The sequence below is a fragment of the Rubrivirga litoralis genome (assembly GCF_031846415.1).
Taxonomy (GTDB): Bacteria; Bacteroidota; Rhodothermia; order Rhodothermales; family Rubricoccaceae; genus Rubrivirga; species Rubrivirga litoralis.
Window position 1 is genome coordinate 77,011 of record NZ_JAVRHT010000003.1, and the last position, 25,699, is coordinate 102,709.

At 74.7% G+C, this 25,699-nt stretch carries 25 protein-coding genes; 11 read left to right on the forward strand and 14 right to left on the reverse strand.

Features of this window, described 5'->3' with window-relative positions:
• Positions 1 to 22: 22 nt before the first annotated feature.
• Positions 23 to 805 carry a PspC domain-containing protein gene (locus tag RM540_RS02520; protein WP_311661830.1) on the reverse strand — a complete coding sequence of 261 codons (783 nt, stop codon included), beginning with the start codon at positions 803 to 805 and terminating at the stop codon, positions 23 to 25.
• A gap of 90 nt (positions 806 to 895) precedes the next feature.
• Positions 896 to 1,474 carry a 5-formyltetrahydrofolate cyclo-ligase gene (locus RM540_RS02525; RefSeq protein ID WP_311661832.1) on the reverse strand — a complete coding sequence of 193 codons (579 nt, stop codon included), beginning with the start codon at positions 1,472 to 1,474 and terminating at the stop codon, positions 896 to 898.
• 16 nt (positions 1,475 to 1,490) lie between these two features.
• Between RM540_RS02525 and RM540_RS02530 the strand changes: the two genes are divergently transcribed.
• A complete protein-coding gene (locus tag RM540_RS02530) occupies positions 1,491 to 1,886 on the forward strand; it encodes a carboxymuconolactone decarboxylase family protein (RefSeq protein WP_311661833.1) in 396 nt (131 codons plus the stop codon).
• A gap of 94 nt (positions 1,887 to 1,980) precedes the next feature.
• Here RM540_RS02530 and RM540_RS02535 read toward each other — a convergent pair whose 3' ends face one another.
• Positions 1,981 to 3,222 (reverse strand): tryptophan 2,3-dioxygenase family protein, encoded by a 1,242-nt coding sequence (locus RM540_RS02535; RefSeq protein ID WP_311661835.1) that lies wholly within the window; start codon positions 3,220 to 3,222, stop codon positions 1,981 to 1,983.
• A gap of 108 nt (positions 3,223 to 3,330) precedes the next feature.
• Here RM540_RS02535 and RM540_RS02540 point away from each other — a divergent pair, with 108 nt between their 5' ends.
• The 9 genes from RM540_RS02540 (at position 3,331) to RM540_RS02580 (ending at position 12,798) form a co-directional block, all read left to right on the forward strand.
• On the forward strand, positions 3,331 to 4,386 hold the full coding sequence (locus RM540_RS02540) for a beta-galactosidase (protein ID WP_311661837.1): 1,056 nt from the start codon (positions 3,331 to 3,333) through the stop codon (positions 4,384 to 4,386).
• Between the two features lie 620 nt (positions 4,387 to 5,006).
• The gene (gene ffh / locus RM540_RS02545) at positions 5,007 to 6,359 is read left to right on the forward strand and encodes a signal recognition particle protein (protein WP_311661839.1); all 1,353 of its coding nucleotides are present in this window, start codon (positions 5,007 to 5,009) and stop codon (positions 6,357 to 6,359) included.
• An 88-nt stretch (positions 6,360 to 6,447) separates the two neighbouring features.
• Positions 6,448 to 7,407, forward strand: coding sequence for a 30S ribosomal protein S16 (rpsP, locus tag RM540_RS02550; RefSeq protein WP_311661841.1), 960 nt, complete (start codon positions 6,448 to 6,450; stop codon positions 7,405 to 7,407).
• 145 nt (positions 7,408 to 7,552) lie between these two features.
• Entirely contained in the window at positions 7,553 to 8,101 is a 549-nt protein-coding gene (rimM, locus tag RM540_RS02555; RefSeq protein WP_311661843.1) for a ribosome maturation factor RimM, read from the forward strand.
• 79 nt (positions 8,102 to 8,180) lie between these two features.
• Positions 8,181 to 8,909, forward strand: a complete 729-nt coding sequence (gene trmD, locus RM540_RS02560) for a tRNA (guanosine(37)-N1)-methyltransferase TrmD (protein ID WP_311661845.1) — start codon at positions 8,181 to 8,183, stop codon at positions 8,907 to 8,909.
• A 105-nt stretch (positions 8,910 to 9,014) separates the two neighbouring features.
• Entirely contained in the window at positions 9,015 to 9,371 is a 357-nt protein-coding gene (gene rplS, locus RM540_RS02565; RefSeq protein ID WP_311661847.1) for a 50S ribosomal protein L19, read from the forward strand.
• A 76-nt stretch (positions 9,372 to 9,447) separates the two neighbouring features.
• Positions 9,448 to 10,221, forward strand: coding sequence for an MqnA/MqnD/SBP family protein (locus RM540_RS02570; protein WP_311661849.1), 774 nt, complete (start codon positions 9,448 to 9,450; stop codon positions 10,219 to 10,221).
• Positions 10,222 to 10,296: 75 nt separating this feature from the next.
• Positions 10,297 to 10,752, forward strand: coding sequence for an SsrA-binding protein SmpB (gene smpB / locus RM540_RS02575; RefSeq protein WP_311661851.1), 456 nt, complete (start codon positions 10,297 to 10,299; stop codon positions 10,750 to 10,752).
• Between the two features lie 93 nt (positions 10,753 to 10,845).
• Positions 10,846 to 12,798, forward strand: a complete 1,953-nt coding sequence (locus RM540_RS02580; RefSeq protein ID WP_311661853.1) for a PDZ domain-containing protein — start codon at positions 10,846 to 10,848, stop codon at positions 12,796 to 12,798.
• A gap of 19 nt (positions 12,799 to 12,817) precedes the next feature.
• Here RM540_RS02580 and purE read toward each other — a convergent pair whose 3' ends face one another.
• From purE to rpiB, 10 genes are all read right to left on the reverse strand, one after another.
• Complete coding sequence (gene purE / locus RM540_RS02585) at positions 12,818 to 13,339, reverse strand: 5-(carboxyamino)imidazole ribonucleotide mutase (protein WP_311661855.1); 522 nt, start codon at positions 13,337 to 13,339, stop codon at positions 12,818 to 12,820.
• A 96-nt stretch (positions 13,340 to 13,435) separates the two neighbouring features.
• The gene (purK, locus tag RM540_RS02590) at positions 13,436 to 14,554 is read right to left on the reverse strand and encodes a 5-(carboxyamino)imidazole ribonucleotide synthase (RefSeq protein ID WP_311661856.1); all 1,119 of its coding nucleotides are present in this window, start codon (positions 14,552 to 14,554) and stop codon (positions 13,436 to 13,438) included.
• 153 nt (positions 14,555 to 14,707) lie between these two features.
• Positions 14,708 to 15,538 carry a pyrroline-5-carboxylate reductase gene (gene proC / locus RM540_RS02595; protein ID WP_311661857.1) on the reverse strand — a complete coding sequence of 277 codons (831 nt, stop codon included), beginning with the start codon at positions 15,536 to 15,538 and terminating at the stop codon, positions 14,708 to 14,710.
• Positions 15,539 to 15,724: 186 nt separating this feature from the next.
• A complete protein-coding gene (locus RM540_RS02600) occupies positions 15,725 to 16,813 on the reverse strand; it encodes a beta-ketoacyl-ACP synthase III (RefSeq protein ID WP_311661859.1) in 1,089 nt (362 codons plus the stop codon).
• A gap of 80 nt (positions 16,814 to 16,893) precedes the next feature.
• The gene (locus RM540_RS02605; RefSeq protein ID WP_311661861.1) at positions 16,894 to 17,574 is read right to left on the reverse strand and encodes an esterase/lipase family protein; all 681 of its coding nucleotides are present in this window, start codon (positions 17,572 to 17,574) and stop codon (positions 16,894 to 16,896) included.
• Between the two features lie 185 nt (positions 17,575 to 17,759).
• Positions 17,760 to 19,112, reverse strand: coding sequence for an amidohydrolase family protein (locus RM540_RS02610; RefSeq protein WP_311661863.1), 1,353 nt, complete (start codon positions 19,110 to 19,112; stop codon positions 17,760 to 17,762).
• Between the two features lie 90 nt (positions 19,113 to 19,202).
• Positions 19,203 to 20,561 (reverse strand): amidohydrolase family protein, encoded by a 1,359-nt coding sequence (locus RM540_RS02615; protein WP_311661865.1) that lies wholly within the window; start codon positions 20,559 to 20,561, stop codon positions 19,203 to 19,205.
• Between the two features lie 80 nt (positions 20,562 to 20,641).
• Positions 20,642 to 22,390, reverse strand: a complete 1,749-nt coding sequence (locus RM540_RS02620) for an amidohydrolase family protein (RefSeq protein WP_311661867.1) — start codon at positions 22,388 to 22,390, stop codon at positions 20,642 to 20,644.
• A 306-nt stretch (positions 22,391 to 22,696) separates the two neighbouring features.
• A complete protein-coding gene (locus tag RM540_RS02625; RefSeq protein WP_311661869.1) occupies positions 22,697 to 23,365 on the reverse strand; it encodes a hypothetical protein in 669 nt (222 codons plus the stop codon).
• The gene (rpiB, locus tag RM540_RS02630) at positions 23,362 to 24,048 is read right to left on the reverse strand and encodes a ribose 5-phosphate isomerase B (RefSeq protein WP_311661871.1); all 687 of its coding nucleotides are present in this window, start codon (positions 24,046 to 24,048) and stop codon (positions 23,362 to 23,364) included. The genes RM540_RS02625 and rpiB overlap by 4 nt, the downstream gene beginning before the upstream one ends.
• 188 nt (positions 24,049 to 24,236) lie before the next feature.
• Here rpiB and RM540_RS02635 point away from each other — a divergent pair, with 188 nt between their 5' ends.
• Positions 24,237 to 24,638, forward strand: coding sequence for a hypothetical protein (locus tag RM540_RS02635; protein WP_311661872.1), 402 nt, complete (start codon positions 24,237 to 24,239; stop codon positions 24,636 to 24,638).
• 24 nt (positions 24,639 to 24,662) lie between these two features.
• Here RM540_RS02635 and RM540_RS02640 read toward each other — a convergent pair whose 3' ends face one another.
• On the reverse strand, positions 24,663 to 25,682 hold the full coding sequence (locus RM540_RS02640) for a histone deacetylase family protein (protein WP_311661873.1): 1,020 nt from the start codon (positions 25,680 to 25,682) through the stop codon (positions 24,663 to 24,665).
• Positions 25,683 to 25,699 lie beyond the last annotated feature (17 nt).

Consider the following 25,699-nt stretch of genomic DNA (forward strand, 5'->3'; position numbering starts at 1 on the left):
CCGGCCGCCGTGGCGTGCCCCGTCAGTCGCCCGTCACGCGGACGACGGGGTCGTCGTCGCCGCCCCGCCCGAGGGGCTCCTCGTTGGGGAGGATCATCGCGAGCAGGATGTAGGGGACGATCGCGGCGCTACTCGAGAAGATGGCGGCGGCGACCCACGCGATGCGGACGACCGTCGGGTCGAGGCCGAAGTAGTTGGCCATGCCCGCGGCCACGCCCGAGATCTTCCGGTTGCGGCGGTCCTTGGCCAGCCGCTCGTGGCCGGCGCGGCGGGCGCCCGCGCGGCGCTCGCGGGCCTCGGCCGTGGCCCGGCTGGCCGTCCGCCCCGCCCCACGGAGCGCGCTCTCGGCCTGCGCGAACGCCTCGGACGCGCGGCGGCCCGCGGCGTCGGGGCGCGGCTCGCGCCCGAGCGTTTTGCGCTGGGCCTTCCGCCGCTGGGCCTTCCGCTTCTGGGCCGCCCGCCGCGCCTTCTTGCGCCGCCGCGCGGCCGGGCTCCACGAGAGCACGCCGAACCCGGTGAGCATGATGAGGACGGCCGCGAAGACCGGGAGCACCTGGACCAGCTGGACCAGCACGTCGCTCCCCACCTCGAGAATCCCGATCTGCTGGAGGCTGTAGAGCGCCCCGAGCCCGATGAGCCCCATCCCCGACGCCGTCTGGAGGTTCCAGAAGCCCGACTCCGCCTCGGCCTCCTCCTCCAGGTCCTGCTCGGCCATGTACGCCTCGACGTCCTCGTCGGTGATGGACGAGAACTCGTCGTCGAGGGTGTCGTCCTGGCGCGGCCGGCGGCGTTGGCGGGTGGGCATGGCGGGGCGGACCCAGAGGGCGGGGCGGGGGGGAGGCCTGCCAACCTACGGCCCGCCCCGCCCAGGGTTACGGGGCGGGCGCTCCGCGTGCTACGGGTGACCCCGCCCCGCGACGCGCACCACCTCGGCGTCGGTGACGACCGCGTCGAGGCGCGCGTCGTGGGGTTCCGTGGGGACGGACGCGACCAGCGACGCCGCCCCGCCCACGCCCACGCGCAGGGCCGGCGTCTGGGCGAGGAACGCGTCGTAGAACCCGCCGCCGTAGCCCAGCCGGCTCCCGTCGCGCCCGAACGCGAGGCCCGGCACGAGGACCACGTCGAGGGCCGCGGGGCGGACGTCGGGCGCCGAGGGCGCCGGCTCGCGCGTCCCCCACCGTCCCGCCCGCAGCGCGCCCTCGCCCTCGAACGCCCGGTGCACCAGCCGCCGCGGCCCGGCGACGACCGGCAGCGCCACGACCACGCCCCGCTCGCGGAGCACGGCGAGGGCGGGGCGGAGGTCGACCTCGTCCGCGAGCGGCCAGAAGGCGTGGACGGTGCCCGCGGCCTGGATTTCGGGGAGCGCGAGCACGCGGGCGCAGACGGCCGCCGACGCCGCGGCGCGGGCCTCGGCCGGGAGCGCGCGCCGCGCGGCGCGGAACCGCTCGCGCCACGCCGCTTTCTCGGCGGCCACATTTCCGCTACCCGACATGTCCGACGCCACCCCGCCCGCCGAGTCCCGCCTCGACCGCTTCGACGCCTACCGCGCCCGGATGAACGCGCGCATCCTCGACGAGGGCTCGCACCTGGGCATCAAGCGCTTTTTCAACCTCGACTCGGCCGCCTACCGCGACGGGGCGCTGGACGGCAAGACCAAAGAGCTCCTCGGGCTCGTGGCGAGCGCCGTCCTCCGCTGCAACGACTGCATCGACTACCACTTGGAGCAGTGCGCCGAGGCCGGCTGGTCCGAGGCCGAGGTCGAGGACGCCCTCAACGTGGCCCTCGTCGTCGGCGGCAGCATCGTGATCCCGCACCTCCGCCACGCCGTCGAGACGATGGACCTGATTCGGGAGAGGGATGGGGGATGGAGGGATGGCGAGGGATGAGGGGGCGGGGTGGAAGGCCCCCACCGAGGGCGGGGCGGAAGACGCTCACTGGGGCGGGGCGGTGGAGGTCTGTCTGCCCATCCCTCCATACCTCTCATCCCTCTATCCCTCTGAAGCCCACGAGCGCCGGGAACAGCGGGAGCAGGTAGCGCTGGCTCGTCACGAGGTACGGCATGCCGCCGCCGCCCGTGCCGCTGCCGTCCTCGACGTGGCGGCGGACGGTCCGGCGGTGGACCGTCAGGAACGAGTCGGCCGGGGCGTGGAGCGCGTCGTCGAGAGCGACCACGCGCGCTAAGACGTGGGCGAGCGCGCTGCGCGGCGCCGTCTCCACGAGCGCGCGGGCGCCGGCACGGGCCGGGCCGAGGCCGGCGCGGCGCTCGTTCTCGGCGGCCGCCGCCCGCTCCAGGTCGTCGCGGAAGTCGGCCACCGCCCCGCCCTCGGCGTCGGGGCCGAGCGTGGCGCGGAAGCGGTCGACGGCCCGGTCCACGTCGGCCGCGTCGATGGGGCGGGGCGGACCGCCAGCGGGCGGGGCGGACTCGGGTGCGAGGTCGGCGAGCCGAGCGAGGAGCGCGTGGGCCGCGCCGTCGAGGCGCGTGGCGAGCGTGGCGGGGTGGCTAGAGGGCGGCGTCGCGGTCTCCGCCCCGCCCCGGAGCACCGTAGGGTCGGCCAGGGCGACGTGGCCGCACGGGCTCTGGGCCGCCCCGCCCGCTTGCGATCCGCTCTGGTAGGCGGCGCCGGGGAACACGCGGAGGTCGAGGAGCGGCCCCTTTGCGAGCGCCCGCTGGATAAGGCGGAGCTGGGCCGTCTGGAACCCGCTCGACGGCGTGAGGTGGGCACGGAAGAGGCCGAACTCGACGCGCGAGAAGAGGACGTCGTCCTCGTCGTTCGCGCTCATCAGCTCCATCACCGGCGGCAGGATGCGGCGCGCGGCGTGGCGGAGCCGGTTCGACGCCGTGATCGCGGGGCGCCAGAAGGCGGCCGTCGCGGAGTCGGGGTCGTCCACGCGCCCCTCGGCGAGCGCGAGCGCCTGGGCGTCGTCCGCGGCGGCGGCCCGCTCCAGCGTCCCGGCGACGACGGCGAGGTCGAACACCATCTGCTTGAACACGAGCTCGCACAGCTGGTGCACGACGACGAACACGCGCTCGTCCGGCACCGACGACGCCGGCCGCTGGGCGCCGAGCAACAGGTCGAGCCGGAGGTAGCCGGCGTAGTCCAGGTCCGGTCGGCCGTCGGCGTCCACCCCGCCCACGAGCGGGGCGCCGTCGGCGTGGAGCCGGTTGTCGGCGGCGCGGTCGTCGGGGTCGAGGGCGATGTCCCACCAGGGGTCGGTCGGCATGGGCGGGGTGGAGTGGGGGAGGGGCAAATAACGCACGGGGCGGGGCGGTTGCGCCGCCCCGCCCGCGCGCCGTACTTGTCGGGTCCCCGCCGGGTCCGCCCCGCCCCCATGCGACTCGTGCTCGCCGCCCTCCTCGCGCTCGGCGCGTGCTCGACGCACGCTCCCGAAACCGCCGGTGCCGAAGACCTGGCGCTCGGCGTCGCGTTCCCCCCGGTCGCCGACGCGGAGGAGCGGGCGTTCACGCTCGCGCAGCTCGACGCGCTGGGCGTCCGGCACGTCCGGCTGGGGCAGCGGTGGGCGTTCCGCGAGCCCGAGCGGGACCGCTTCGTGTGGGGGCCGCTGGAGGCCCGCGTCTCAGCTTTGGCAGACGCCGGCGTCGAGGTGTTCCTCACGCTGGACCTGAAGGGGATGCCGGACTGGCTCGGCGCGCTGCCGCCCGACGAGCAGGAGGCCGAGTTCCGGGCCTACGTCCGCGAGCTGCTGGCGCGCGTCGGGGGCGGGGTGGCGGCGGTCCAGTTCGGGAACGAGTGGACCGTCGAGGTCGATCGCTACGCCGGCGGCGACGTCGCGGCGTTCGTCCGCTGGTCGAACGTGCTCTACGACGAGGTCCAGCGGCTCCCGCCGGACGGGCGGCCCGAGGTGGTGTTGGGCTCGGTCCCGATCGGCGGGCTCCACACCCTCGCCCTCCTCCAGGGGCGGATCGAGAACGTGGTGTTCGAGGGCGGCCCGCAGTACACGCCCGAGGAGGTCGCCGCCGCGCGCCGCGACGGGCCGGCCACGCTCGCCGCGTTCGGCGCCGTCTTCGGCGGCGTGCGCTACGACGCCGTCGACCTGCACCTCTACGACGACGTGTGGAACTGGCCCGCCTACCGCGAGGCCGTCGAGCAGGTGCTCCGCGAGGCCGGCCGCGACCCGGGCGGGGTGGCGTTCGTCGCGAGCGAGTTCGGTGGGCCGCACCCCACGCTCGAGCCCGGCGGCGAGGCCTTCCGGGCCGACCGCGTGCGCGAGTACGTCCGCACGCTGGACCGGATGGGGATCGAGCGGGCGTACTTCTTCAAGCTCGTCGAGGAGCGGGGCGCGGACATCGCCCACCCCAACTCGTTCCTCCTCGACGCCGACCTCCGGCGCACGGCCGCGTTCGACGCGCTCGCGGCGGGCCGTTAGCCGTCCGCCTCCGGTGGGTCGCCCCGCCCCCGCCGCGGGCGGGGTGGCGGACGATGCGAGCGGGGCGGTCTGGACGTGTCCCACCCCGCCCACAACAGACACCCGTCGGACACGGCTCGTCGTGTCCGCCGAGGGCGGGGCGGTCCTGAACGGCGGCGCCGTGCCCGTAGCCGCCCCGCCCGCCGACGACCGCCTGGGCGGGGCGGTGCGTCGTGCCCCAGGCGGACACCACGCGTGGTGTCCCTACGGATCCGCCCCGCCCGTTACGCCCGGGCGCCCCGGCCGGACGGCGTTGCCCGACGGCGTTGCATACAACGCCGCTACGACGGCCTCCCCGCCACGCCGGGGGCGGGGTGGCGCACCTTCTGCCCGCTGCCCGCTGCCCGCTGCCCGCTGCCCGCTGCCCGCTGCCCGCCACTCTCCCCGTTCGCTTCACCGCCCCGCCCCGCCCGCTTTTCTACCTTGGCGGTCTGCCTCGTCCCGGACACCCGGACGCGGGCCACAGCTGAAACGGTGGAGCCCCTGGGTTAGCGACCTGTGGCGCCCCGCAGCTCCGCCCCGTCCCCGCCCGCGCCCTCCGGCGCCCGCGGCCCCCACCCGTCCCACCCGGCACACACCGAATGTTCGATACGCTGTCCGACAAGCTCGACGCCGCCCTCAAGAACGTGAAGGGCGAGGGCCGCATCAACGAGCTCAACATCGCCGAGACGATGCGCGAGGTCCGCCGCGCGCTCCTCGACGCCGACGTCAACTACCAGGTCGCCAAGGACTTCACCAACAAGGTGAAGGAGACGGTCACGGACGAGAAGGTGCTCCAGGCCGTCAACCCGGGGCAGCAGTTCGTGAAGGCCATCCACGACGAGCTCGTCTACCTCCTGGGCGACGTCCACGTCGACCTCAACAAGGCCAAGAAGCCGCCGACCGTCATCCTGGTCGCCGGGCTCCAGGGCGCCGGCAAGACCACGTTCGTCGGCAAGCTCGCGCTGTTCCTCAAGGCGAAGGGGCGTTCGCCCCTCGTGGCCGCGGCCGACGTGTACCGGCCGGCGGCCGTCGACCAGCTCGAGACGCTGGCGGCCCAGGTCAAGGTGCCCGTCTTCTCGATCCGCGACGCCGCGGGCGTGCCGGAGAAAGACGCCGTCCGCGTGGCGCGCGAGGCCGTCGCGGAGGCGAAGCGGACCGGGCGCGACACGGTCCTCATCGACACCGCCGGCCGGCTCCACGTCGACGAGGCGATGATGGAGGAGGTCGTCGCCATCAAGCGCGAGACGGACCCCGACGAGATCCTGTTCGTCGTCGACGCGATGACGGGCCAGGACGCCGTCAACACGGCCAAGGCGTTCAACGACCAGCTCGACGTCGACGGCGTGGTCCTCACCAAGCTCGACGGCGACACGCGGGGCGGGGCGGCGCTCTCCATCCGCTCGGTCGTCGAGAAGCCGATCAAGTTCGCGTCGATGGGCGAGAAGCTCGACGCGCTCACCGAGTTCTACCCGGACCGGATGGCCCAGCGCATCCTGGGCATGGGCGACGTGGTCTCGTTCGTCGAGAAGGCCCAGGAGCAGTTCGACGAGGAGGAGGCCGAAAAGCTGCAGCGGAAGTTCCGCACGCAGGACTTCGACCTCCAGGACTTCTACGACCAGCTCCAGAAGATCAAGAACATGGGGTCCTTGAAGGACCTCTTGGGGATGATCCCCGGCGTCGGCCGGGCCGTCAAGGAGCTCGACGTCGACGACGACGCCTTCCGCCACATCGAGGCGCTCATCCAGTCGATGACGCCGTTCGAGCGGGCCAACCCCGACAAGCTCAACGGCTCGCGCCGCCGCCGCGTGGCGCAGGGCGCCGGCCTCGAAGTCCAGGACGTGAACGCGCTCCTGAAGCAGTTCCGCGAGATGAAGAAGATGATGAAGACGATGTCGAAGCTCCAAGGCAAGGGCCGAGCCGTCGACCCCACCCAACTGTTGACCGGCCGCTAGCGCCGGTCGGTACGGGGTACGGGGTACGAGGTACACCCCGGCGGCCCCTCACTCACCCGTACCTCGTACCTAGTACCCGTACCCGAGAATGTCCGTCAAGCTCCGTTTCCGCCGCATGGGCCGCCGCAAGCTGCCCGTCTACGGCCTCGTCGCCACCGACAGCCGCTCGCCCCGCGACGGCCGCTTTATCGAAGACCTCGGCCGCTACGAGCCCGTCGCCGAGCCGGCCGTCGTCAAGCTCGACGCCGAGCGCGTGGTGTACTGGCTCGGCCAGGGCGCCCAGCCGTCGCACACGGTCCGCAACCTGCTCCAGAAGGAGGGCGTCCTGCTCCGGTGGGCGCTGACGCGGCGGGGCGAGGAGCCCGAGGCCATTGAGCAGCAGGTGGCCGAGTTCCGCGAGCGCCGCGACGGGGCGCAGCCGACGACGAAGACGCGGGCCGAGCGCCGCGCCGAGGCCCTGGAGGCCGAGCGGACGCAGGCCAAGGAGCGGGCGGCCGAGATCGCCAAGGAGCGCGCCGAGCGCGAGGCCGAGCTCCAGCGGGAGCGCGAGGAGGCCGAGGCCGCCGAGCGTGCCGCCGCCGAGGAGGCCCGCGCCGCCGCGACCGCCGACGCCGCCGATTCCGAAGCGCTGACGACGGCCGCCGACCAGCCCGCCGCCGAGGGCGGGGCGAGCGAGACGCCTGACGCCGTCGTCGAGGGCGAGCCCGTGCCGCAGACGTCGAGCCAGGCCGACGGCGACAACGACACGGCCGACCGCCTCGCGGACGCCGAGGCCGAGGGCGGCGACGCCGCCGCGGCCGCCGCCACGGCCGCCGAGGTCGCCCCCGAGGCGCCCGACGCCGCCGAGGAGCAGCCGGCCGTCGCCGAGACCGAGTCCGAGGACGTCGCCGCCGACACGGGCGCGGACGTGGCCGACCAGGCCTCGGCCGGCGCCGCAGAGGGCGCGCCTGCCAAGCAGGCCGAGGGCCTCGCGACGGCGCCCGAAGGCACGTCCGGCGCCGAGCCCTCGGGCGACGCGCCGCCGGAGGAGGACGCCAAGAGCGCCTAAGCCCTCTCCCGAATAGGACCGCCGCGGGCGGGGTGGGCACGGCGTCCGCCCCGCCCGCGCGTTCCGGCCACCCACGCCGGCCGCCCCGCCCCGCCCGCCGGGGGCGGGGTGGCGCCTTCTCGACCTCGCCCGACGTTTCTCCGCCATGCCCGTCGACCCCGACCGTCTCCTCCTCATGGGCCGCATCGGCCGCCCGCACGGCGTGCGCGGCGAGATGAAGGTGTTCCCCGAGACCGACGACCCGAACCGGCTGGCGCTGCTCGACCGGCTGTTCGTCGGTGAGAGCCCCGAGGCCGCGCGCGAGGTCACGGTCGAGGGCGTCCGGTTCCAGTACCCGAAGGGGCGGACCGTCGTGCTCCTCACGCTCGACGGCGTCGACACGCGCGAGGGGGCCGAGGACCTCGTCGGCCGCGAGCTCTACGCCGACGCCGACGACCTTCCCGCCCTCGAAGAGGGCGAGGCGTTCCTCCATGACCTCGTCGGCCTGGAGGTGGTCGTCGTGGACGGCGAGGGCGGGGTGGTGGGCGAGCCCGTGGGCACGGTCCGCGACCTCTACGAGGGCGCCCAGCTCCTCTTCGCCATCCAGCGCCCGGACGGGACGGAAGTCCTGCTCCCCGACGTCGACGAGTTCGTCGACCGCCTGGACCTCGACGCCCGCCGCCTCTACGTCCGCCCGCCCGAAGGGCTCTTTTGAACGCTGAACGACGAACGCTGAATGCTGAAGGAAAGAGGCATTCCCTTCGTCGCTCGCCGTTCAGCATTTAGCGTTCCCCATGCGTTTCGACCTCGTCACGGCCCTCCCCGACCTCGTGCGGAGCCCGCTGGAGCACTCGATCCTGAAGCGGGCGCAGGACAAAGGGCTCGTGACCGTCGAGGTCCACGACCTCCGCGACTACGCCGAGGGCCGGCACCGGCAGATCGACGACATCCCGTACGGCGGGATGGGCGGGATGGTGCTCAAGCCCGAGCCGCTGTTCGCATGCGTCGAGGCGCTCCAGGCCCAGCACGGCCCCTACGACGAGGTCGTGTTCCTGACGCCGGACGGCGAGACGTTCGACCAGCCGACGGCGAACGCGTTCTCACTGTGCGAGCGGCTCCTGCTCATCGCCGGCCACTACAAGAACGTCGACCAGCGGGTCCGCGACGCGCTCGTCACGCGCGAGGTGTCGGTCGGCGACTACGTGCTCTCGGGCGGCGAGCTGCCGGCGCTCGTCCTTATCGACGCCGTCGCGCGCCTCGTGCCGGGTGTCTTGGGCGATGCCGGCTCAGCCCTGAGCGACTCGTTCCAGGACGGGCTGCTCGACGCGCCGAGCTACACCCGCCCCGCCCAGTTCCGCGACATGGAGGTCCCGGCCGTCCTGCGCTCCGGCGACCACGGGGCCGTCGAGGCGTGGCGCGAGGCGCAGCGCCTGGAGCGGACGCGCGCGCGCCGGCCCGACCTCCTCGACGCCACCCCGCCTGGGGCGGGGCGGGGCGGGGCGGCCAGCGAAGAACGTCGGTAGACGCGTGGAGAGGCCGCTTTGGGCCGCTCCGCTCGGTAGTTTCCTCCTTCGTGCTTTTGTGACCGCGCCTCTGCTGCGCGCCCTCCCACCCCGCCCGCACCCATCATGGCGACCGACCTCATGAGCCTCGTGGAGGCCACGCAGCTCCGCGACGACCACCCCGACTTCGCCGCCGGCGACACCGTCCGCGTCCACGTCCGCGTGATCGAGGGGGACAAGGAGCGCGTCCAGCTGTTCGAGGGCGTCGTGATCGCGATCCAGCACGGGGGCGTCGCGCAGACGTTCACGGTGCGGAAGATCTCGAACGGCGTCGGTGTCGAGCGCGTGTTCCCGTTCGCGTCGCCGCGGATCGCCCAGATCGAGGTCGTCCGCTACGGCCGCGTCCGCCGCGCCAAGCTGTACTACCTCCGCGGCCTCCGCGGCAAGGCCGCCCGCATCACCGAGCGCCGCCGGACGGTCTAGAGAGCGATGGGTAAAGAGTGACGGGTGAAGGGCAAGAAGACTCGTCACTCGTCACCCCTCGCTCGTCACCCGACCCATGCGCCTCGCCGTCTGGCCCGTCCTCCCCGCCCGCGCGCTCGTCCGCGCCCTGGGCTCGGCGGCGGAGGCCGTCGTGAGCGGGGTGGTCGAGGTGGAGCCGTACGAGGCGCGCGCCGCGCTCGACGACGGCCGCGCCGACCTCGCGCTCGTGCCCACGCTCGACGTGCTGCGGGCGTACGAGGGGCTGGAAGTCGTGCCCGGCGTGGCGCTCGCCGGCGAGCGGAGCCCGCGCCGTCGGCTCGTGGTCGGCGTCCCGCTCGACCAGATCGAGACGGTCGCGTTCGACCCGCGCGACGCGCAGGAGGCGATCCTCGCCCAGCTCGTGCTCCGCGAGCACTACGGCGTCCTGCCCACGTTCGCGCTGGCCGACCCGGCGACGCCGCTCGCGGACGTCCTGGAGACGGCGTCGGCCGCGCTCGTCGACGCCCGCGACCCGGTGCCGGACGGCGCCGTCGTGCTCGACATCGGCCAGGAGTGGACCGACCTCACGCTCCGCCCCTACCCGTGGGGCCTCCTCTGCGCCCGCGCCGGCACGCTCGACGAAAAGGCGGTCGCCCGCCTCCAGGCCGCCGTCCGCGCCGCCCCGCCCTCGGACGACCTCCTCGTCGACGGCGTGGCCGTGTACCAGCTCACGCTCGACGGCTACGCGGCCGACGGGCTCGACCAGCTCGGCGAGCTCCTGTTCGCGACGGGCACGCTGAGCGAGGTCCCGGCCCTCCCCTTCGTCGCGGCGGGCGGGGCGGAGGAACCGGGCGGGGCGGAGGCGGAGTAAGCCTCGGCGGCGGGCCAGGCGCCGAGCGGCGGAGCCGACCGCCCCGCCCTTTACTCGTCACCCATCACTCGCACCATGGCCGACGGCACCAAGACGATCGTCACGAACCGGCGCGCGCGCTACGACTTCGAGCTGACGGACCGTTTCGAGGCGGGCCTCGTGCTCAAGGGGTCCGAGGTGAAGGCGCTGCGGACGGCGCAGGCCAACCTCCAGGACGCCTTCGTCATCCTGCGCAAGGACGGCGTCGACCTCGTCAACGCCTACATCGCGCCGTACGAGATGGCGGGGCGGCAGAACCACGAGCCCAGCCAGCCGCGGCGGCTCCTCCTGCACAAGGCGGAGATCGAGAAGCTGCGGAAGGGGACCGAGCAGAAGGGGTTCACGATCGTCCCCACGCGGCTCTACTTCAAGGGCGGCCGGGCCAAGGTCGAGATCGCGCTCGGGCGCGGCAAGAAGACCGTCGACAAGCGGCAGACGATCGCGGACCGCGAGTCGAAGCGGAAGCTGGACCGGATCATGAAGGGGCGGTAGACCACCCCGCCCCCGCGCGGGCGGGGCGGTGGGTCCTTGCGGGCGGGGCGGGGCGGGGCGGCGCTACCCTCCGGCGTCACAACCCGCTGCGCCGTGTCCCGCCCCGCCCGCCGCCTCCGCCGAAAGACCTGGAGGGCTCGCCGACGGTGGCACCGGATGGTGCGGCCGCTGCGCCGGCCAGCGCGCGTGCTGACGGTGGCCCTCATGCTGGCGGTGATCGGCGTCGGGTTCTACGCCCTGTACCAGAGCGAGTCGACGGAGCGCGGGGGAGCCTTGGCCCACGCCGAGGGCGGGGTGGCGGTCCTTGACGTGGAGCCTCGCAGCGACGCAGAGATGGCGGGGCTTCAAAGCGGAGACCACCTCGCCTCGTTCCGAGGCCGACCTGTGACGCCGGCCCTCGCGGACTCGCTCGACGACAGGTTCCTGTTCGCCGGCGCCGAAGGCGATTCGGTCGCCGTCGAGGTCCGTGGGGAAGAGGGCAGGTGGGCGGCCGTCGTTGTCCTGGGGGCTCGCCAAGCTGAGGACGCTGAGCGCTTCGGGCTCAACCCACAGTGGGCAGATCGGATAGTGGGCGCAGTGTGGTTCCTCGGCGCCCTCGCGTTCGCTCTCTGTGGACTCGCCTTGTTCGTCCGAGCGCGGGCGCGGGGCTACCTCGCCTCGCTCGGCACCGCGCTCCTCTCCGTCGCGGGCGGGGCGGCGTTCGTTGGGCTCGTTGATTGGGACGGGGCGGGGTTAGGCGGTCCCCTCTTGATTGCTCTTGGTTTCGTCTCCGTCGCGGCCTTCTTTTCTGCGCTTCCGGCGATCACGTCGGCCCTCGTCCGGTTCCCGGACGGCCTGTACACGCCTGCTTGGACTCGCCACACGCGGCGCCTAGCCATCGGTGGGATCGTGTCGATGATCGGGCTCTTTATCGCCGGCACCGAGGCCGCTGGCGCGGAGTGGCTCCGGTACGCCGCCCTCGGCGTGGGCGTGGTGATCGTCGCGGTCCCAGCGATCGGGCTGTTCCAGAAGTACCGGCGGACGGCGAACCCGGAGGTCCGTCAGCAGATGAAGTGGGTGCTCCTCCCGCTCGGAGCCTTCCTCGCCATCATCGTCGTGGCAAGCGTGGGGAGCCAGTCGGTCGCGGCGTTCGACTCGGAACGGACCGCGTCGGGGTACCTCTTCAACTGGGGGACCTACGCCGCGGCGGGGCTCGCGTTCGCGGCCATCCCGCTCGGCGTCCTCGCCGGCGTCCTCCACTTCCGCCCGTGGGACGCTGACCTGTGGATCGCCCGGTCGGCCGCCGTCGGCGCGGCGACGCTCGTGCTCACGGCCGTGTTCGCGGGCGGGGTGGAGGCGCTGCGCGTCGGCCTCCAGTCGTCGTTTGGGGCCGGCGCCGAGCCCGTGGCCGGGGCGCTCGCCGCCGTCGTCTCGCTCGCCGCCTTCAACCCCGTCCGCGAGTGGTTCCTGCGCCGCGCGGACGCCGACCTCCACCGGACGCGCGAGGTGCTGTGCGACCGGCTCCCGCTGGTCCTCACCGGCCGGCAAGTCGTCGCCCCGCCCGCCGAGGTGGGCCGCGTGGCGATGGGGATCGTCCGCAGCGCGTTCCGCACCGAGCGGGCGGCCGTCTTCACGGTCGGCGCGGGCGGGGCGTGGTCGGCCGTCGCGTGCGCCGGCGTCGCGGGCGGGGCGGCGTCGGACTGGGCCGCGTGCGCGCTGCTGCCCCCTGACGCCCTCCCCGCCCACTCCGTCCAGGTGTGGGAGGACGGCCTGTTCGTGCTCCGCGTCCCGCTCCGGTCCGTCGAGGGCGAGGCCGTGGGCGTGCTCGCGCTGGGCACGCACGGGCGCGGGCGGGGCTACAGCACCGAAGAGCGGAAGGCGCTCGACGGCGCCTCGTTCGCGCTCGCCGAGGCCCTCCTCGTCTCCGCCCGCCGCGAGGCCGCGCGCGCGACGGACTACGACCGCCTGGCCGGCCTCGTCGCCCGGTTCGCGGACGCTGAGGCGTCAGGCGACGGCCAGGCGACGGAGCCGGGTGCCGCCCCGCCCCGGCCCTATCCGTCGGCGTAGAGCGGGCCGCCCCGCTCTGTCACGCGCCCTCGGGCGGGGCGGGGCGGCGGGCCTTGTCGGCGACGTTCGCGTCCATCTCGGCCACGCGGTCCCGGAGGTCCTGCCGGTGCGCCTCCAGTTTGGCGCGGAGGCCGTCGTCCGACGTGGCCAGGATCTGGACGGCGAGGAGCGCCGCGTTTTGCGCCTGCCCGATCGCGACGGTCGCGACCGGCACCCCGCCCGGCATCTGGACGATGGAGAGCAGCGAGTCCATCCCCTTCAGGTTCCGCGTGGCGACGGGCACGCCGACGACGGGCAGCACCGTCGACGCCGCGATCATGCCGGGCAGGTGCGCCGCCCCGCCCGCGCCGGCCACGATCACTCGAAGCCCTCGCTCGGCGGCCGTCCGGGCGTAGTCCGTCATGGCGTCGGGCGTCCGGTGGGCCGAGAGGACGCGGGCCTCGAAGGGGACGCCGAAGTCGGCGAGCACGTCGGCCGCGGCGTCCATCGTGGGCCAGTCGGACTCGGAGCCCATTGCGAGACCGACGAGGGGGGTGGGCATGAGGGATAGAGGGATAGAGGGATAGAGGGATGATACCGGGCGGGGTGGGTGGGTCGCCTTCCTCATGCCTCTTCCATCCCGTATCCCTCCATCCCTCTACAGCCGCACCGCCTCGGCCGCCGCTTCGGCCCGCTCACGCGCCGCCTCCACGGTCGGCGCCGTCGCGGTCACGTGGCCCATCTTGCGGGCGGGGCGGACCTCCGTCTTGCCGTAGAGGTGGACGCTCGCGCCGTCGACGGCGAGCGCGTCCGAAAGGCCGGGCGCCACCCCGCCCTCGCGCTCGCCCAGCACGTTGACGACGCACGCGGCCGGCACGCGCAGGCCGGGGTCGCCGAGCGGCCAGTCGAGGACGGCGCGGACGTGGTTCTCGAACTGCGACGTGTGGCTCGCGTCGATCGTGAGGTGCGCCGTGTTGTGCGGGCGGGGCGCCACCTCGTTCACGAGCACCGCCCCGCCCTCGGCCACGAACACCTCGACCGTCGCCACGCCGACCACGTCCAGCGCCTCGACGGTCGCGAGCGCCACGCGGCGGGCCTCGGCCTCGACGGACTCGGGGAAGCCGGCCGGCGCCCAGGCCGCCCACAGACGGTGGTCGCGGTGCTCGCTCCGCACGACCGGGTAAACCACGGCCGCCCCGCCCCGCCCGTCTACGGTGGGCCGCCGCGCGACGGTGACGGCGGCCTCGGCCTCGAACGGGACGAACGCCTCGACGAGCAAGCCGTCCTCAGCCGATAAATCGTCCCACGCCGCCTGGACGTCGGCCTCGGTCCGGCACGTCGCGTTGCCGTAGCCGTCGTACGAGCCCTCGAACCGCTTGCACACGACGGCCCCGAACCGCTCCAGCGCGGCCAGCGCCTCGCCGCGCGTGGCAGCCCAGACGTGGGCGGGTTGGGGCAGCCCGTGCTCCGCGAGCCGCGCCCGCTGCCGCCCCTTGTGGCGGATGGCGACGAGCGCCTCGACGCCGGGCCGCACGGGCACGCCCGCCGGCACGCGGTCGGCCGGCGCCCACTCGCTCTCGACCGTCACCACGTCGCACGCCTCGGCCCACGGGCCGAGGACGGACGCGTCTTCCCAGTCGCCGACCGTCACGTGGGCGAGCGGAGCGGTGGGGCCGGACGCCGACGGCGCGAGCACGCGGACGTCGACGCCCAGCCGCGCGGCGGCGAACGCGGTCATGCGGCCGAGCTGGCCGCCTCCAAGGATGCCGAGAACCATGCGGGTGGCGAGGAAAGGGTGATGGGCGGGGCGGTCGGGCGAGCGCCCCGGGCCGCCACCCCGCCCCCGCGGGCAGGGTACCCCGGAACCGGGCGGGGCGGCGGTGCCGGCGCCTCCTGCCCGTCACTCGTCACCCTTTACTCATCGCCCGCCCTACTCGTCACGCGCGACCACGCTCAACTCCCGGCTCCGCTCCGTCGCGATGCCGACGGCGTCGATGAGCATGGTCCGCAGCCCGTGCTTCTCGAGCTCGGCGACGGCCGAGATCGTCGTGCCGCCGGGCGTCGTGACCTCGTCGCGCAGGATGGCGGGGTGGCGGCCGGTCTCGATGGCGAGGCGCGCGGCGCCGAGCACGGTCTGCGCCGCGAGCCGCGCGGCGACCGTCCGCGGCAGCCCCTGCTTGACGCCGGCGTCGGTGAGCGCCTCGATGACCATGAACACGTAGGCCGGGCCGCTCCCCGAGAGGCCGGTCACGGCGTCCATAAGGTACTCCGGCACCACCTCGACGATGCCGACGGCCGCGAACACCTCGCGGGCCAGCGCCACGTGCTGCCCCGAGGCGCCCGCCCCGCCCGCGATCGCCGTGGCCGCCTCGTCGACGAGCGCCGGCGTGTTGGGCATCGCGCGGACGACGGCCAGCGGTTGCCCGAGCGCCCCGGCGATCGCCCGCGTGGTCACGCCGGCCAGCGTCGAGAGCACGAGGGCGCCGGGCGAGACGTGGTCGCGGACCTCGTCGAACAGGGCGCCCGCGTTCTGCGGCTTGACCGACACCAGCACGACGGTCGCCCCGCGGACGGCCCCGACGTTGTCGGTCGTGGCCGTGACGCCGGGGAGCCGCTCGCGCAGCTCGTCGAGCCCGCTCGCGTCGCGGCGCGTGACGCGGATCTGCCCCGCGGCGAGGTCGTCGCCGCGGAGGAGGCCGCCGACGAGCGCTCGGCCGATGTGGCCGGCGCCGAGCACGGCGAGGGTCTGGTCGCGGAGCACGGACGGGGTGGGGTGGTGAGTGACGGGTAACGAGTAAAGAGCGGGGTGATCGGTGAACGCCGACGCTCGGCCGTCACCGCCCCGCCTCCGGCTGATTTGCCTTCGCCGCCCCGCCCACACAGTACGGCGGGGCGGGGTGGTCCGGCGGCCCCTCCGGCTCGTCACTCGTCACCCCTCACCCGCCCCTCACGCGATGAGCCCTTCGACCACGCCGCGGTCGTCGATGACGGTCTCCGGCGTGGCGCCGCGCCCGGCCTCCCGCCCCGCCCCCGGCTCGATGGCGAGCGGGCCGAGGTCGAACAGGCACGTCGCCCACGTCAGCCCGGCCCCGAAGCTCACGAGCGCGAGCGTGTCGCCGGCGCGCGCGCGGCCGCTCTCCAGGACTTCCGAGAGCGCGATGGGGATCGTCCCGGCGGACGTGTTGCCGTAGTCCGCCACGTTCATGACCACCTTCTCGGGCGGCAGCCCGAACTGATCGGCCGCGTACTCGATGATCCGCGCGTTCGCCTGGTGGGGGATGAACAGGTCGATGTCCTCGACGCCCGCGCCGGCCTTCGTCATCACCCGTTCGAGCGACTCGCACATCGTCTGCGTCGCGAACCGGAACACGGCGCGGCCCTCCATGCGCAGAAAGTGCGTGCGGTTGTCGATGGCCTCCTGGCTGACCGGGTTGCGCGTGCCGGGGCACGGCGAGATGAGGACGTCGGCCTGCGACCCGTCGCTCCCCAGCTCGAACGACCGGAGCCCGCACGGCCGGTCCGTGGCCCGGAGCACGACGGCGCCGGCGCCGTCGCCGAACAGGACGCACGTCGTGCGGTCCTGGAAGTCGATGTTTTTCGAGAGCACCTCGGCGCCGACGAGGAGGATGGTCTCGTACGCCCCGGTCTGGATAAACTGGTCGGCCGTGACGAGGCCGTACACGAACCCGGTGCACCCGACCATGAGCGTCATGGCGCCGGCGCGCGTGCAGCCCAGGCGGTCCTGGACCTGGCTCGACGTGGGCGGGGTGAGGTAGTCCGGCGTCGACGTGGCGACGAGCACGAGGTCCACGTCGGCGCCCGTGATCCCGGCCCGGTCGAGCGCCATCCGCCCGGCCTCGACGCACAGGTCGCTCGTCGCCTGCTCCTCGCTCACGAAGTGCCGCCGCTCAATGCCCGACCGCGAGCGGATCCACTCGTCGGTGGTGTCGACGTACTGGGCGAGGTCGTCGTTCGTGACGGGCGGGCCGGGGGCGTAGTGGCCCCAGCCGACGAGGGAGGCGTACGGGCGGGTCATGGCGGTGCGTGTGAGCGCGGAAGCGGTTTCGGTTCAGGATAACGGTGCCTGGGCGGGGTGGGGCGTCTCCCCACGGCGCCTCAGGCGAGGTCGAACCGCCCCGCCCGCAGAAACTGGACCGTTTGCCGGATGACCTCAGATGACCACATGATGGTGGAGTGCGACGGCGGGAGCACGATCGCGTCGGCGAGGCCGCCTGGGGCGTGGGCGCTGGCGACCGACACGAGCCCGTCGTGCGGACCCGCGAACAAGCGCCCGAACGGGAGCCGCGTGCCGGTCCCCGCGATCACGCCGGCCTCGATGCCGCGCACGTCGCCGAGCGCGTTGGGGACGCTCGCGGCGTCGGTCCCGAGCTGGCCCAGCGCCGGGCCGAGGACCGACGGGAACGGACGGCGCGCGCGGAGCGCGTCGGCCACCTCGGAGCCGCCGTGGGGCGGGGCGAGCATGACGGCCCGCGAGCCCTCGGGCAGCGGCCGCCCCCGGTCGTACCGCCCCGCCGCAAAGGCGCGGACCACGACGCCGCCCAGCGAGTGCGTCACGAAGTGGACCCGCGCCGCCGGCTCCCGCCCCGCCCCGCCCGCGAGGAGCGCGTTCACGCGCGGCGCGAGCACGATCTCGACGAGCGCCTGGACCGTCCGCCGCCGCGACGGATAATCCACCACGTGCGGGCTGAACCCGGCCCGCCGGAGCGCCCGCGCGAGCGGCATCATCGAGAGCCCCGTCCGCCCGAGGCCGTGGAGCAGGAGGACGGGGTCGGGCATGTCCAGCGAGCGGCGAGCAGAGGGCAGCGAGCGGGGCGGGGCGGTCGTAGGCGGCCGGTTGCGCCCTCGCTCCGCGTCGAGTTTCTACCCGGCCTGCCGCTTCAGGGGCGGGGTGGGGGCATCTTCTGCACGCTGCACGCTGCACGCTGCACGCTGCACGCTGCACGCTGCACGCTGCACGCTTCCTACTCGCCCCCGGGCGGGGTGGTCAGGCCGGGCTGGCGGTTCAGGTACTCCTGGTAGAGCTCCGTCTGGCGGCTCACGAGCGGGACCTGGTAGCCGTCGATAAAGACGGCCGTGACGTCGGTCGCCGGCTGGAACGGGTCGCCGTCGGCGACGAACAGCGTGGCCTGCTTGCCGACCTCGACCGAGCCCATCCGGTCGTCGACGCCGAACATCCGGGCCGGCGCGATCGTGACGGCCTCCAGCGCGGCCTGGCGGTCGAACCCGTAGTCCTGGCCGAAGGCGACGGCGAAGCCGGCGTGGAACGGGAGGTTTCGGTAGTTCTGCATCCGGTCCTGCGTCTGGAGCGCGACCGGCACGCCGGCCTGGGCTAGCAGCGCCGCGTTCTCGTAGGCCCGGCTGTAGCGGTCCGACGCCCGCGTCGGGAGCCCGAGCACCGGGCCGGCGATAACCGGGAGCCCGGCCGCCGCGATCTGGTCGGCCACGCGCCACCCCTCGGCCACGCCCGTCAGGACGGCCGAGACGTCCTTGCCGTCCAGCCACTCCAGCGCCTTCACGATGTCGGCCGCCGCGTTGGCCTCGACCAGCAGCACGCGCTCGCCGCGGACGGCGGGGAGGAGCGCCGCGAACTCGGGCTGGTACGGCATCTCGCCCGCCCCGCCCCCGGCCGCGCGCGCCGAGTCGATCCGGGCGTAGAGCACGGCCTGCTCCCACGTCTCGTCCAGCGTCTCGAGCGCCTCCTTGGCCGCCTTGTCGATGGCCTCCTGCTCGCGGCGGTCGAACGGCCCGCGCCGCCCGGTCGTCGGGAAGTTGAGGACGACGGCCTCGAAGCCCGTCGACATCTGGGCCGGCGTGTAGCCGTGGAGGTTCACGAGCGCCGCCGTCCCCGGCATGAGCCCGCCCTGCGGCACGGCCAGCGCCGTCGTCACGCCTGAGAGCCGCGTGATCGGCACGTGGATCGTCGACGGGTTGACGGCGGTGATCGCCTCCATCTGCGGCGTCACGTCGCCGATCTCGTCGAAGTCCTGCGTCTCGTCGACCGAGCCGACCTCGTCGAGCCCGATCCGCGTCCCGGCGTCGATAAAGCCCGGGTAGACCGTGCCCCCGTCGCACGGGACCACGACCGCCCCGCCCGGCACGGCGGCCTCGCCGACGGCTGCGATCCGCCCGTCCTCGATGACGACGGTCCCGCGCTCGACCACGCCGCGCGTGACGGTCTCGATGCGGCAGTCGGTGAGCGCGAACGTCCCCGTCCGCGCGCGGTACTGCGGGCCTTGCGCGAGCGCGGGCGCGGCGACGAGGAGGGCGAGCCCGATTAGGGTCGACGGGGTCAGGGCGGGGAGGAGGAAACGCATGGGCGGACCCAAAGGGTGGGGCGGTTGCCGAGGGCGGGGCGGGGCGGCCAGTCCGGCGCCACCCCGCCCGGGGCGCGCGGGCGGGGCGGTCTACTGGGCGAGGTCCGAGAGGTGGACGCCGCGCATGCACGACTCGGTGTGGCCGCCGAGCAGGACCTCGGCGACCTCCTCGTTCGGGTCCACGAACACGCGCTGGTCGTCGCCGTCGCGCGCGCGGTCGAACCGCGGCACGCCGTCGACGAACGTCATGTCGACGCGGGTGTAGATCGAGAGCGGGTGCTCGGCGAATACGGCGAGGTCGGCGTCCTTGCCCACCTCGATCGAGCCCACGCGGTCGTCGATCCCGAGCTGCCACGCCGGGTTGATGGTCACGAGCGCGAGGGCCTCGTCGTCCGAGAGGTCGCCGTAGCGCTGCGTCTTGGCCGCCTCGTGGTAGAGGTAGCGGATGAGGCCGGCGTCGTCCGAGTTCACCGACGTCCGCACGCCGTTGCGCACCAGGACGGCCGCGTTGTAGGCCGTCGAGTAGTAGACCTCGAACTTGTACGAGCCCCAGTCCGAGAACACGCTCGCGCCGGCCCCGAAGGCGGCCAGCTCGGGGGCCACCTTGAACGCCTCGTTCCCGTGCTGGAACGTGAGCCGGTCGATCCCGAAGTCGCGGAACACCTCCATCAGCATGAGGATCTCGTCGGCCCGGTAGCTGTGGCTGTGGACGAGCACGTCGCCCGCGAGGATGCCGGCGAGCGTTTCGAGGCGCCGGTTGTACGGGGGGAGCGGCCGCCCCGCCCGCTCGGCCTCGGCCTGGGCGGCGGCGTAGGCGCGGGCATCCGTGAACGCCTCGCGGTAGACCTGCTCGACGCCCATCCGCGTGGCCGGCCGCACGCCGCGGCCCCGCCCGTGGACGCGCGTCGGGTTCTCGCCGAGCGCGAACTTGATCGTCCGCGGCGCGCCCTCGAAGAGCATCCCGTCCGGGTCGAGAGTGCCCCAGCGGAGCTTGATCGTCTCGTTCTCGCCGCCGACCGGGTTCGCCGAGCCGTGCATGGTGTGGATCGTCGTCACCCCGCCCGCGAGCGCGCGGTAGATGCCGACGTCGGCCGGGTCGAGCGCGTCGCGCATCTGGACCTCAGCGACGACGGCGTTCGTCGCCTCGTTGACCGACGAGAGCGCGATGTGGCTGTGGGCGTCGATGATCCCGGGCGTCACGTGCCGCCCCGCCACGTCCACCACGCGGACCCCGCGCGGCGCGTCGAGCCCTTGCCCGACGGCGGCGATCGTCCCGTCGCGCACGAGCACGTCGGCGTTCTCGATCGTCCCGTTCGTGACCGTGTGGACGGTCCCGCCGCGGAGCAGGACGTCGCCGCGGGCGTCCGCCGGCGGCAGGTCGAGCGGCGTCTGGGCGGCCACCCCGCCCCAGGCGGTCGCGGCGAGGAGGAGGGCGAGGAGCGTGCGCATGTCGGAGGTACAGGGTACTCGGTACGGGAGGGGCGGAGACGTACCGGGTACCCCGTACCCCGTACCCGCCCGGGAGGGCGTTACTCGGGCCGCCGCGTGGCGGTGATCGGGAACGAGCCGAACGACGCGATTTCAGCGGTCCCGGAAAACTCGTCGTCCGCGATCGTCCCGGCGATCGTGACCGTGCCGACGTCGTCGCTCTGGAACGTCATCGTGAGCACGTTGCCCTCGACGGTCACGCTCGTGAGCGGGTCGGTCTCGCCGTCGCCGGTGATGGTGCCGGTAAACGAGCCGGCCGAGCCCTCGACCGTGAACCGCCCCTCCTGCGCGCCGGCCGGCGTCGAGACCTCATAGTCCCACGTCCCGACGGCCTGGACGACGGCGTCGGGGTCGGCGCCCGCCACCCCGCCCCCACCCTCCACCTCGTAGGCGACGCCCTCGACGATCACGTGACGGACCTCCGTCGAATCGGTAAACAAGTCGCCGACGGTGACGACGAGGTTGGCCAGCTTGCCCTCCTCGACCGTGCCCAGGTCGCGGTCGACGCCGAGCAGCCGCGCCGGCCCGATCGTCAGGGCTTCGAGCGCGTCGTCGGGGCTGAGCCCGGCCTCGACCATGCGGTGGAGGTTCGCGTGGATGTCGCCGGGCTTCACGTCGAGCGTCGCGAACGCGAACGGGACCTCGGCGGCGGCGAGCGCGGCCGGGCTCCGCTCGAACCGGGCGACGGCCTCGCGCCGCTGGCCCGTCAGCGCTGTCTTCTCACCCTCCGTGTCGCGGTACGACAGGATGCGGCGGTTCGAGATGAACGAGGCCTCGCCGGGCGAGATCGTCGGGCGGTCGACGGCGGGCGCCGCGCCGCCGGCCGCGGAGGTGTCGGCGGCGACCGTGTCGGGCAGCGCGAGCGGGGCGAACACAGCCGTCCGCCCCGCCCGGAGCTTCTCCACGAGCGGGGCGGCGTCGGGGACGCCAGCGAGGATCGGGGTCAGCCCCATCTCGCCGGAGGCGCGGAGCGCGCGGAACCCGTCGAGCCAGCCGTCGACGGCGAACACGAACGGGCCGTCGCCGTCGATGAGCGGCCGGAGCCCATCGAGCACGGGGTCGAACCGGGGCCGCGCCGTCCCGCCCCGCTCCTCGTCGAAGGCGAGCCGCGAGGCGTCGCGGCGGCGCGCGTTCTCGACCGTCTCGCGCAGGACGGCGAGCACGCCCATGACCGTGGCCGGGTAGACGCCGGATGCCGGGTCGAGCCGCGCGACCGTCGAGGCCGGGCCGTCGAGGACGAGGGCCGGCGCGCTCTCCTGCCGCCCCGTCTCGCGGAGCAGGACGACGGCGCCGCGCCCGGAAAACAGGCCCTCCTGCGGGGCCACGTGCGCGGCGCCGAACCCGGCCTCGCGGAGCTGCTTGACGCGGGCGTCGGTCGGGTCGTAGAGGTCGCGGGCCTGGCGGTCGGGCGTGATGCCGGCGAGCTCGCGGGGCGGGGCGCCGCGGTCGCCTTCGTACCGCTCGTCTGGGCTCTCCGCCTTCTTGATCCCGGCCGTCCCAAAGGCGTCGACGAAGGCGGCGTAGACCGTGAACGAGTCGGCCTCGACCACGCGGGCGTCGAACGGGACGGCCACGTCGCGGCCGACGGCCTCAATCCGCCCGTCGCGGACGACGACGGTAGCGCGCTCCAGGACCTCCCCCGGCGCCGTCACCACGCGCGCGTTCGTCAGCGCCAGCGTCTGCGTCACGGGGCGGAGCGGCGTCTCGGCGGAGATCCCCTGGGCGCGGGCGGGGAGGGCGAGGCAGCAGGCGAGGGCCGCGACGGCGGCGAGACGGTGTCGAAGAGCCATCGGGGCGGGGTGGTGACGCGCGAAGATAGCGTGAGCGGAATGGGAAATGGGGCGGGGTGGCGCCCGTCTTGTTCCGCCCCGCCCGTGGACACCGCGCCTCCCCTGTGGCACCCGTAGGGACACGGCGTGCCGTGTCCGATGCGGGCGGGGCGGTCCAGAACGGCGGTGCCCCGCCCGACGGCGTTGCATGCAACGCTGCTACAGCCGCCGCCCCGCCCACGGGCGACCGCCGGTCGCCCCTACGACGCCACCCCGCCCCTGCGCCTTGCGGGCGGGGTGGGGCACCGTCGCTGCCCGCTGTTCGCCTCAGCCCGCGAACACGCCCCACTCGTGGCCCAGGCTCCGCGCCGCCGGCGTCACGATCTGCCCCGGGCGCAGGCGGATCGTCTGCCGCCGCAGCCGGGCCTGCCGCACGTCCGTCTCCGTTACCACGCCGCGCTCGACCGTGCGCACGTGGTCGTCGGCCGCGGGCGGGGCGGGCGGGGCGAGGTCGACGGCCGGGAGCCACCGGGCCGCCTCGGGCCGCCCCGCCCCCAGCCACAGCGCGCGGTCGAGGGCGACGTGCGGGTCCGCCCCGCTCACGACGTCGAGGGTGAGAGCGACCGGACCGAGCGCGACCGTCGCGCGCTCGGGCACGCCCCACGCGCGGCGCGTGCCGTCGGGGAGCACGAGCCGCGAGCGGACGGGCTCGGGCGCCGGCGCGTCCACCACCCCGCCCGGCCCCTGGAGCCGGAGGCCCGGACCGGGCGGGGCGGCGTCCAGGTCGAGCGCGTCGAGCGCGAGGCGGAGGTCGGCGCCGGGCGCGGCGGGGACGTACGCGAGCACGCGGCCCCGGCGCACGACGGCGACGCGCTCGGTCCCCCGGAGAACGCTCTTCTTTCCGAACAGCCGGGCCACGGCGCCCGGCGGGAGCACGGCCCGCGAGGCGAGCGCGCGGACGGCGAGCGCGTCCGGGCGGGGCGGGGCGGGCGTCACGCGGCGCCCGGGGCGCCGGGCAGGAAGCGGGCCTCGACGTCGGCGATCTTCTGCACGCGCCGGGCGTGGCGGCCGCCCTCGAAGTCGGTGCCGAGAAACTCGGCGAGCACGCGCTTGCACGTCTCGACGCCCATCGTCCGGCTCCCCAGCGTGAGCACGTTGGCGTCGTTGTGCGCCCGCGCGTTGAACGCGCTGAACACGTCGGGGCAGAGCGCCGCGCGCACGCCCGGCAGCTTGTTGGCCACGATCGCCGAGCCCACGCCGACCCCGTCGATCATGAGCCCGAGCTGCGTCTGGCCCAGGTGGACGAGGCGGCCCACGGCGTAGGCAAAATCCGGGTAGTCCACGCTCTCGGCCGAGCCCGTGCCAACGTCGGTGATCGTCCAGCCCAGCGCCCGGGCGTGGGCGGCCAGGGCGTCCTTGATCTCGAACCCGGCGTGGTCGCACCCCAGCGCGAGCGTCTGGGCCGGCGCGCCCGCCACGGGGCGGGGCGGCGTCGGCGCGGGGAGGGCCGCCCCGCGCCGACGCCCGTCGGCGGGCTCGGCGAGGCGGAGCGTCAGGCCGTGGTCGCGGGCCGTGTCGCGGGCGAGGGCCGTCACGAGCGCGCCGGCCGGGACGGCGAGGTCGGCGCGGCCGGCGGCGAGGGCGTCGAGGACGGTCCGTTCGGAGACGAGGGCAGGCATGGGCCTAAGCTAGAGCCGCGGGCGGGGCGAGGTCGCGCCGCCGCCGCGCCGCCCGCTCGCGGCGTCCGCCCCAGGTATCCGCCGCGCGTTTGGTGAGTGCTCTTCGGGCGCCAGTAAGCGTCGGGTCGTTCCCTAGGGAATTACCTTTGGGCTCGGTCCTCTCCCTGCGTCCGACTCTCCCGCCTCCCATGCCCGCTCCCTCGTTCCGCTACCGTATCGACACCGATCACGGGCTGGCCCTGGCCCAGATCGCTGGCGACGCCACCGGGGAGTACATCGCCTCGTGCGTCCGCGCCCTCCAGGCCGACCCCGCGTGGTCCGACGCCTACGACGTGATCTGGGACGACCGCGGCGTGACCGTCCTCGACGTCACGCCGCGCGGGCTCGACGAGATGGTGGCGGCGCAGACGAACGGGCAGTTCGGCATGGACGTGATCGTGTCCGACCGCGGGTCGCGCGAGGCCGTCTTCCTCCTCTACGCCCGGCGCACGCGGGCGGCGGGGCGGCCGGCGCGCGTGTGCCGGACGCTCGACGAGGCCCTCGCCGCCGTCGGCCGGACGGCGCTCCCGGCGGCCCTCGACGTGGCCTGACCGCCCCGCCCCGCCAGGTCGCCTCTACAGGCCGTGCAGGTCGCGGACGTGCTGAGCGAGCGTGGTGAGGTCGGGGGCGGGACAGCGCGACGGCCCAAACGGGTCGTCCACGGGCGCCGTCGGGTCGAGGAGCCGGCGGAGCGTGCCGGCCACGCACGCCGCGAGCACGCCCGTGTTGTAGCCGCCTTCGAGCGACAGCGCGAGCCCCGCGCCCTGGGCGTCGGCCGCCTCCTGCACAACGCCCACGAGGTCGACGAGCCCCGTCACGCTCAGCGACAGCCCCCCCAGCGGGTCCAGGCGGTGCGCGTCGAACCCGGCCGAGACGACTACGAGGTCGGGCCGGAACCGGGCGGCCAGCGGCGGGAGGACGGCGCGGTAGAGGTCCACGAGCGCGTCGCCCGTCCGGGCGGGGAGGGGGAGGTTGACCGTGGCGCCGGCGCCCGCCCCGCCCCCCGCCTCGTCGAGCGCGCCCGTGCTCGGGTAGAGGCCGGCCTGGTGCGACGAGACGACGAGGACCGAGGGGTCGTCGTAGAACGCGTCCTGCGTCCCGTTGCCGTGGTGGGCGTCGAGGTCGACGACGAGCACGCGCTCGGCGCCGTGCGCGGCCTGGGCGTGGCGGGCCGCGACGGCGACGTGGTTGACGAGGCAGAACCCCATCGCCTGGTCGGGTGCGGCGTGGTGGCCCGGCGGGCGTCCCACGGCGAACCCGCCGGCTGCCCCGCCCGCGAGGACGGCGTCGACCACGGCGAGGAGCCCGCCGCACGCCCGCCGCGCGACGTCCCACGACGCCGGCGTCACGTAGGTGTCGGCGTCGAGCACGCCGCCGCCGCCCTCGGCCAGCGCCTCGACCCGGTCCAGGAGCGCCGCCGTGTGGACCCGCTCCAGCGCCTCGCGGGCCGCCGCCCCGCCCTCGACGCGTGCGAGGCCGGTCAGCCGCTCGTCCCCCTCGATGGCCGCGCGGACGGCGCCGAGCCGGGCGGGGCGCTCCGGGTGACCCGGCTCGGCGTGCCCGGCGTCGTGGTCGAGAAAAGCGAGGACGGCCATGGCGGAACGCAGAGATG

Excerpts from the sequence above, each read along its gene's own strand:
- RM540_RS02520 (WP_311661830.1), bottom strand. The coding sequence starts at position 805 with ATGCCCACCCGCCAACGCCGCCGGCCGCGCCAGGACGACACCCTCGAC.
- RM540_RS02530 (WP_311661833.1), top strand. The coding sequence starts at position 1,491 with ATGTCCGACGCCACCCCGCCCGCCGAGTCCCGCCTCGACCGCTTCGAC.
- RM540_RS02535 (WP_311661835.1), bottom strand. The coding sequence starts at position 3,222 with ATGCCGACCGACCCCTGGTGGGACATCGCCCTCGACCCCGACGACCGC.
- RM540_RS02540 (WP_311661837.1), top strand. The coding sequence starts at position 3,331 with ATGCGACTCGTGCTCGCCGCCCTCCTCGCGCTCGGCGCGTGCTCGACG.
- ffh (WP_311661839.1), top strand. The coding sequence starts at position 5,007 with ATGTTCGATACGCTGTCCGACAAGCTCGACGCCGCCCTCAAGAACGTG.
- rpsP (WP_311661841.1), top strand. The coding sequence starts at position 6,448 with ATGTCCGTCAAGCTCCGTTTCCGCCGCATGGGCCGCCGCAAGCTGCCC.
- rimM (WP_311661843.1), top strand. The coding sequence starts at position 7,553 with ATGCCCGTCGACCCCGACCGTCTCCTCCTCATGGGCCGCATCGGCCGC.
- trmD (WP_311661845.1), top strand. The coding sequence starts at position 8,181 with ATGCGTTTCGACCTCGTCACGGCCCTCCCCGACCTCGTGCGGAGCCCG.
- rplS (WP_311661847.1), top strand. The coding sequence starts at position 9,015 with ATGGCGACCGACCTCATGAGCCTCGTGGAGGCCACGCAGCTCCGCGAC.
- RM540_RS02570 (WP_311661849.1), top strand. The coding sequence starts at position 9,448 with ATGCGCCTCGCCGTCTGGCCCGTCCTCCCCGCCCGCGCGCTCGTCCGC.
- smpB (WP_311661851.1), top strand. The coding sequence starts at position 10,297 with ATGGCCGACGGCACCAAGACGATCGTCACGAACCGGCGCGCGCGCTAC.
- purE (WP_311661855.1), bottom strand. The coding sequence starts at position 13,339 with ATGCCCACCCCCCTCGTCGGTCTCGCAATGGGCTCCGAGTCCGACTGG.
- purK (WP_311661856.1), bottom strand. The coding sequence starts at position 14,554 with ATGGTTCTCGGCATCCTTGGAGGCGGCCAGCTCGGCCGCATGACCGCG.
- RM540_RS02600 (WP_311661859.1), bottom strand. The coding sequence starts at position 16,813 with ATGACCCGCCCGTACGCCTCCCTCGTCGGCTGGGGCCACTACGCCCCC.
- RM540_RS02605 (WP_311661861.1), bottom strand. The coding sequence starts at position 17,574 with ATGCCCGACCCCGTCCTCCTGCTCCACGGCCTCGGGCGGACGGGGCTC.
- RM540_RS02610 (WP_311661863.1), bottom strand. The coding sequence starts at position 19,112 with ATGCGTTTCCTCCTCCCCGCCCTGACCCCGTCGACCCTAATCGGGCTC.
- RM540_RS02615 (WP_311661865.1), bottom strand. The coding sequence starts at position 20,561 with ATGCGCACGCTCCTCGCCCTCCTCCTCGCCGCGACCGCCTGGGGCGGG.
- RM540_RS02620 (WP_311661867.1), bottom strand. The coding sequence starts at position 22,390 with ATGGCTCTTCGACACCGTCTCGCCGCCGTCGCGGCCCTCGCCTGCTGC.
- rpiB (WP_311661871.1), bottom strand. The coding sequence starts at position 24,048 with ATGCCTGCCCTCGTCTCCGAACGGACCGTCCTCGACGCCCTCGCCGCC.
- RM540_RS02635 (WP_311661872.1), top strand. The coding sequence starts at position 24,237 with ATGCCCGCTCCCTCGTTCCGCTACCGTATCGACACCGATCACGGGCTG.
- RM540_RS02640 (WP_311661873.1), bottom strand. The coding sequence starts at position 25,682 with ATGGCCGTCCTCGCTTTTCTCGACCACGACGCCGGGCACGCCGAGCCG.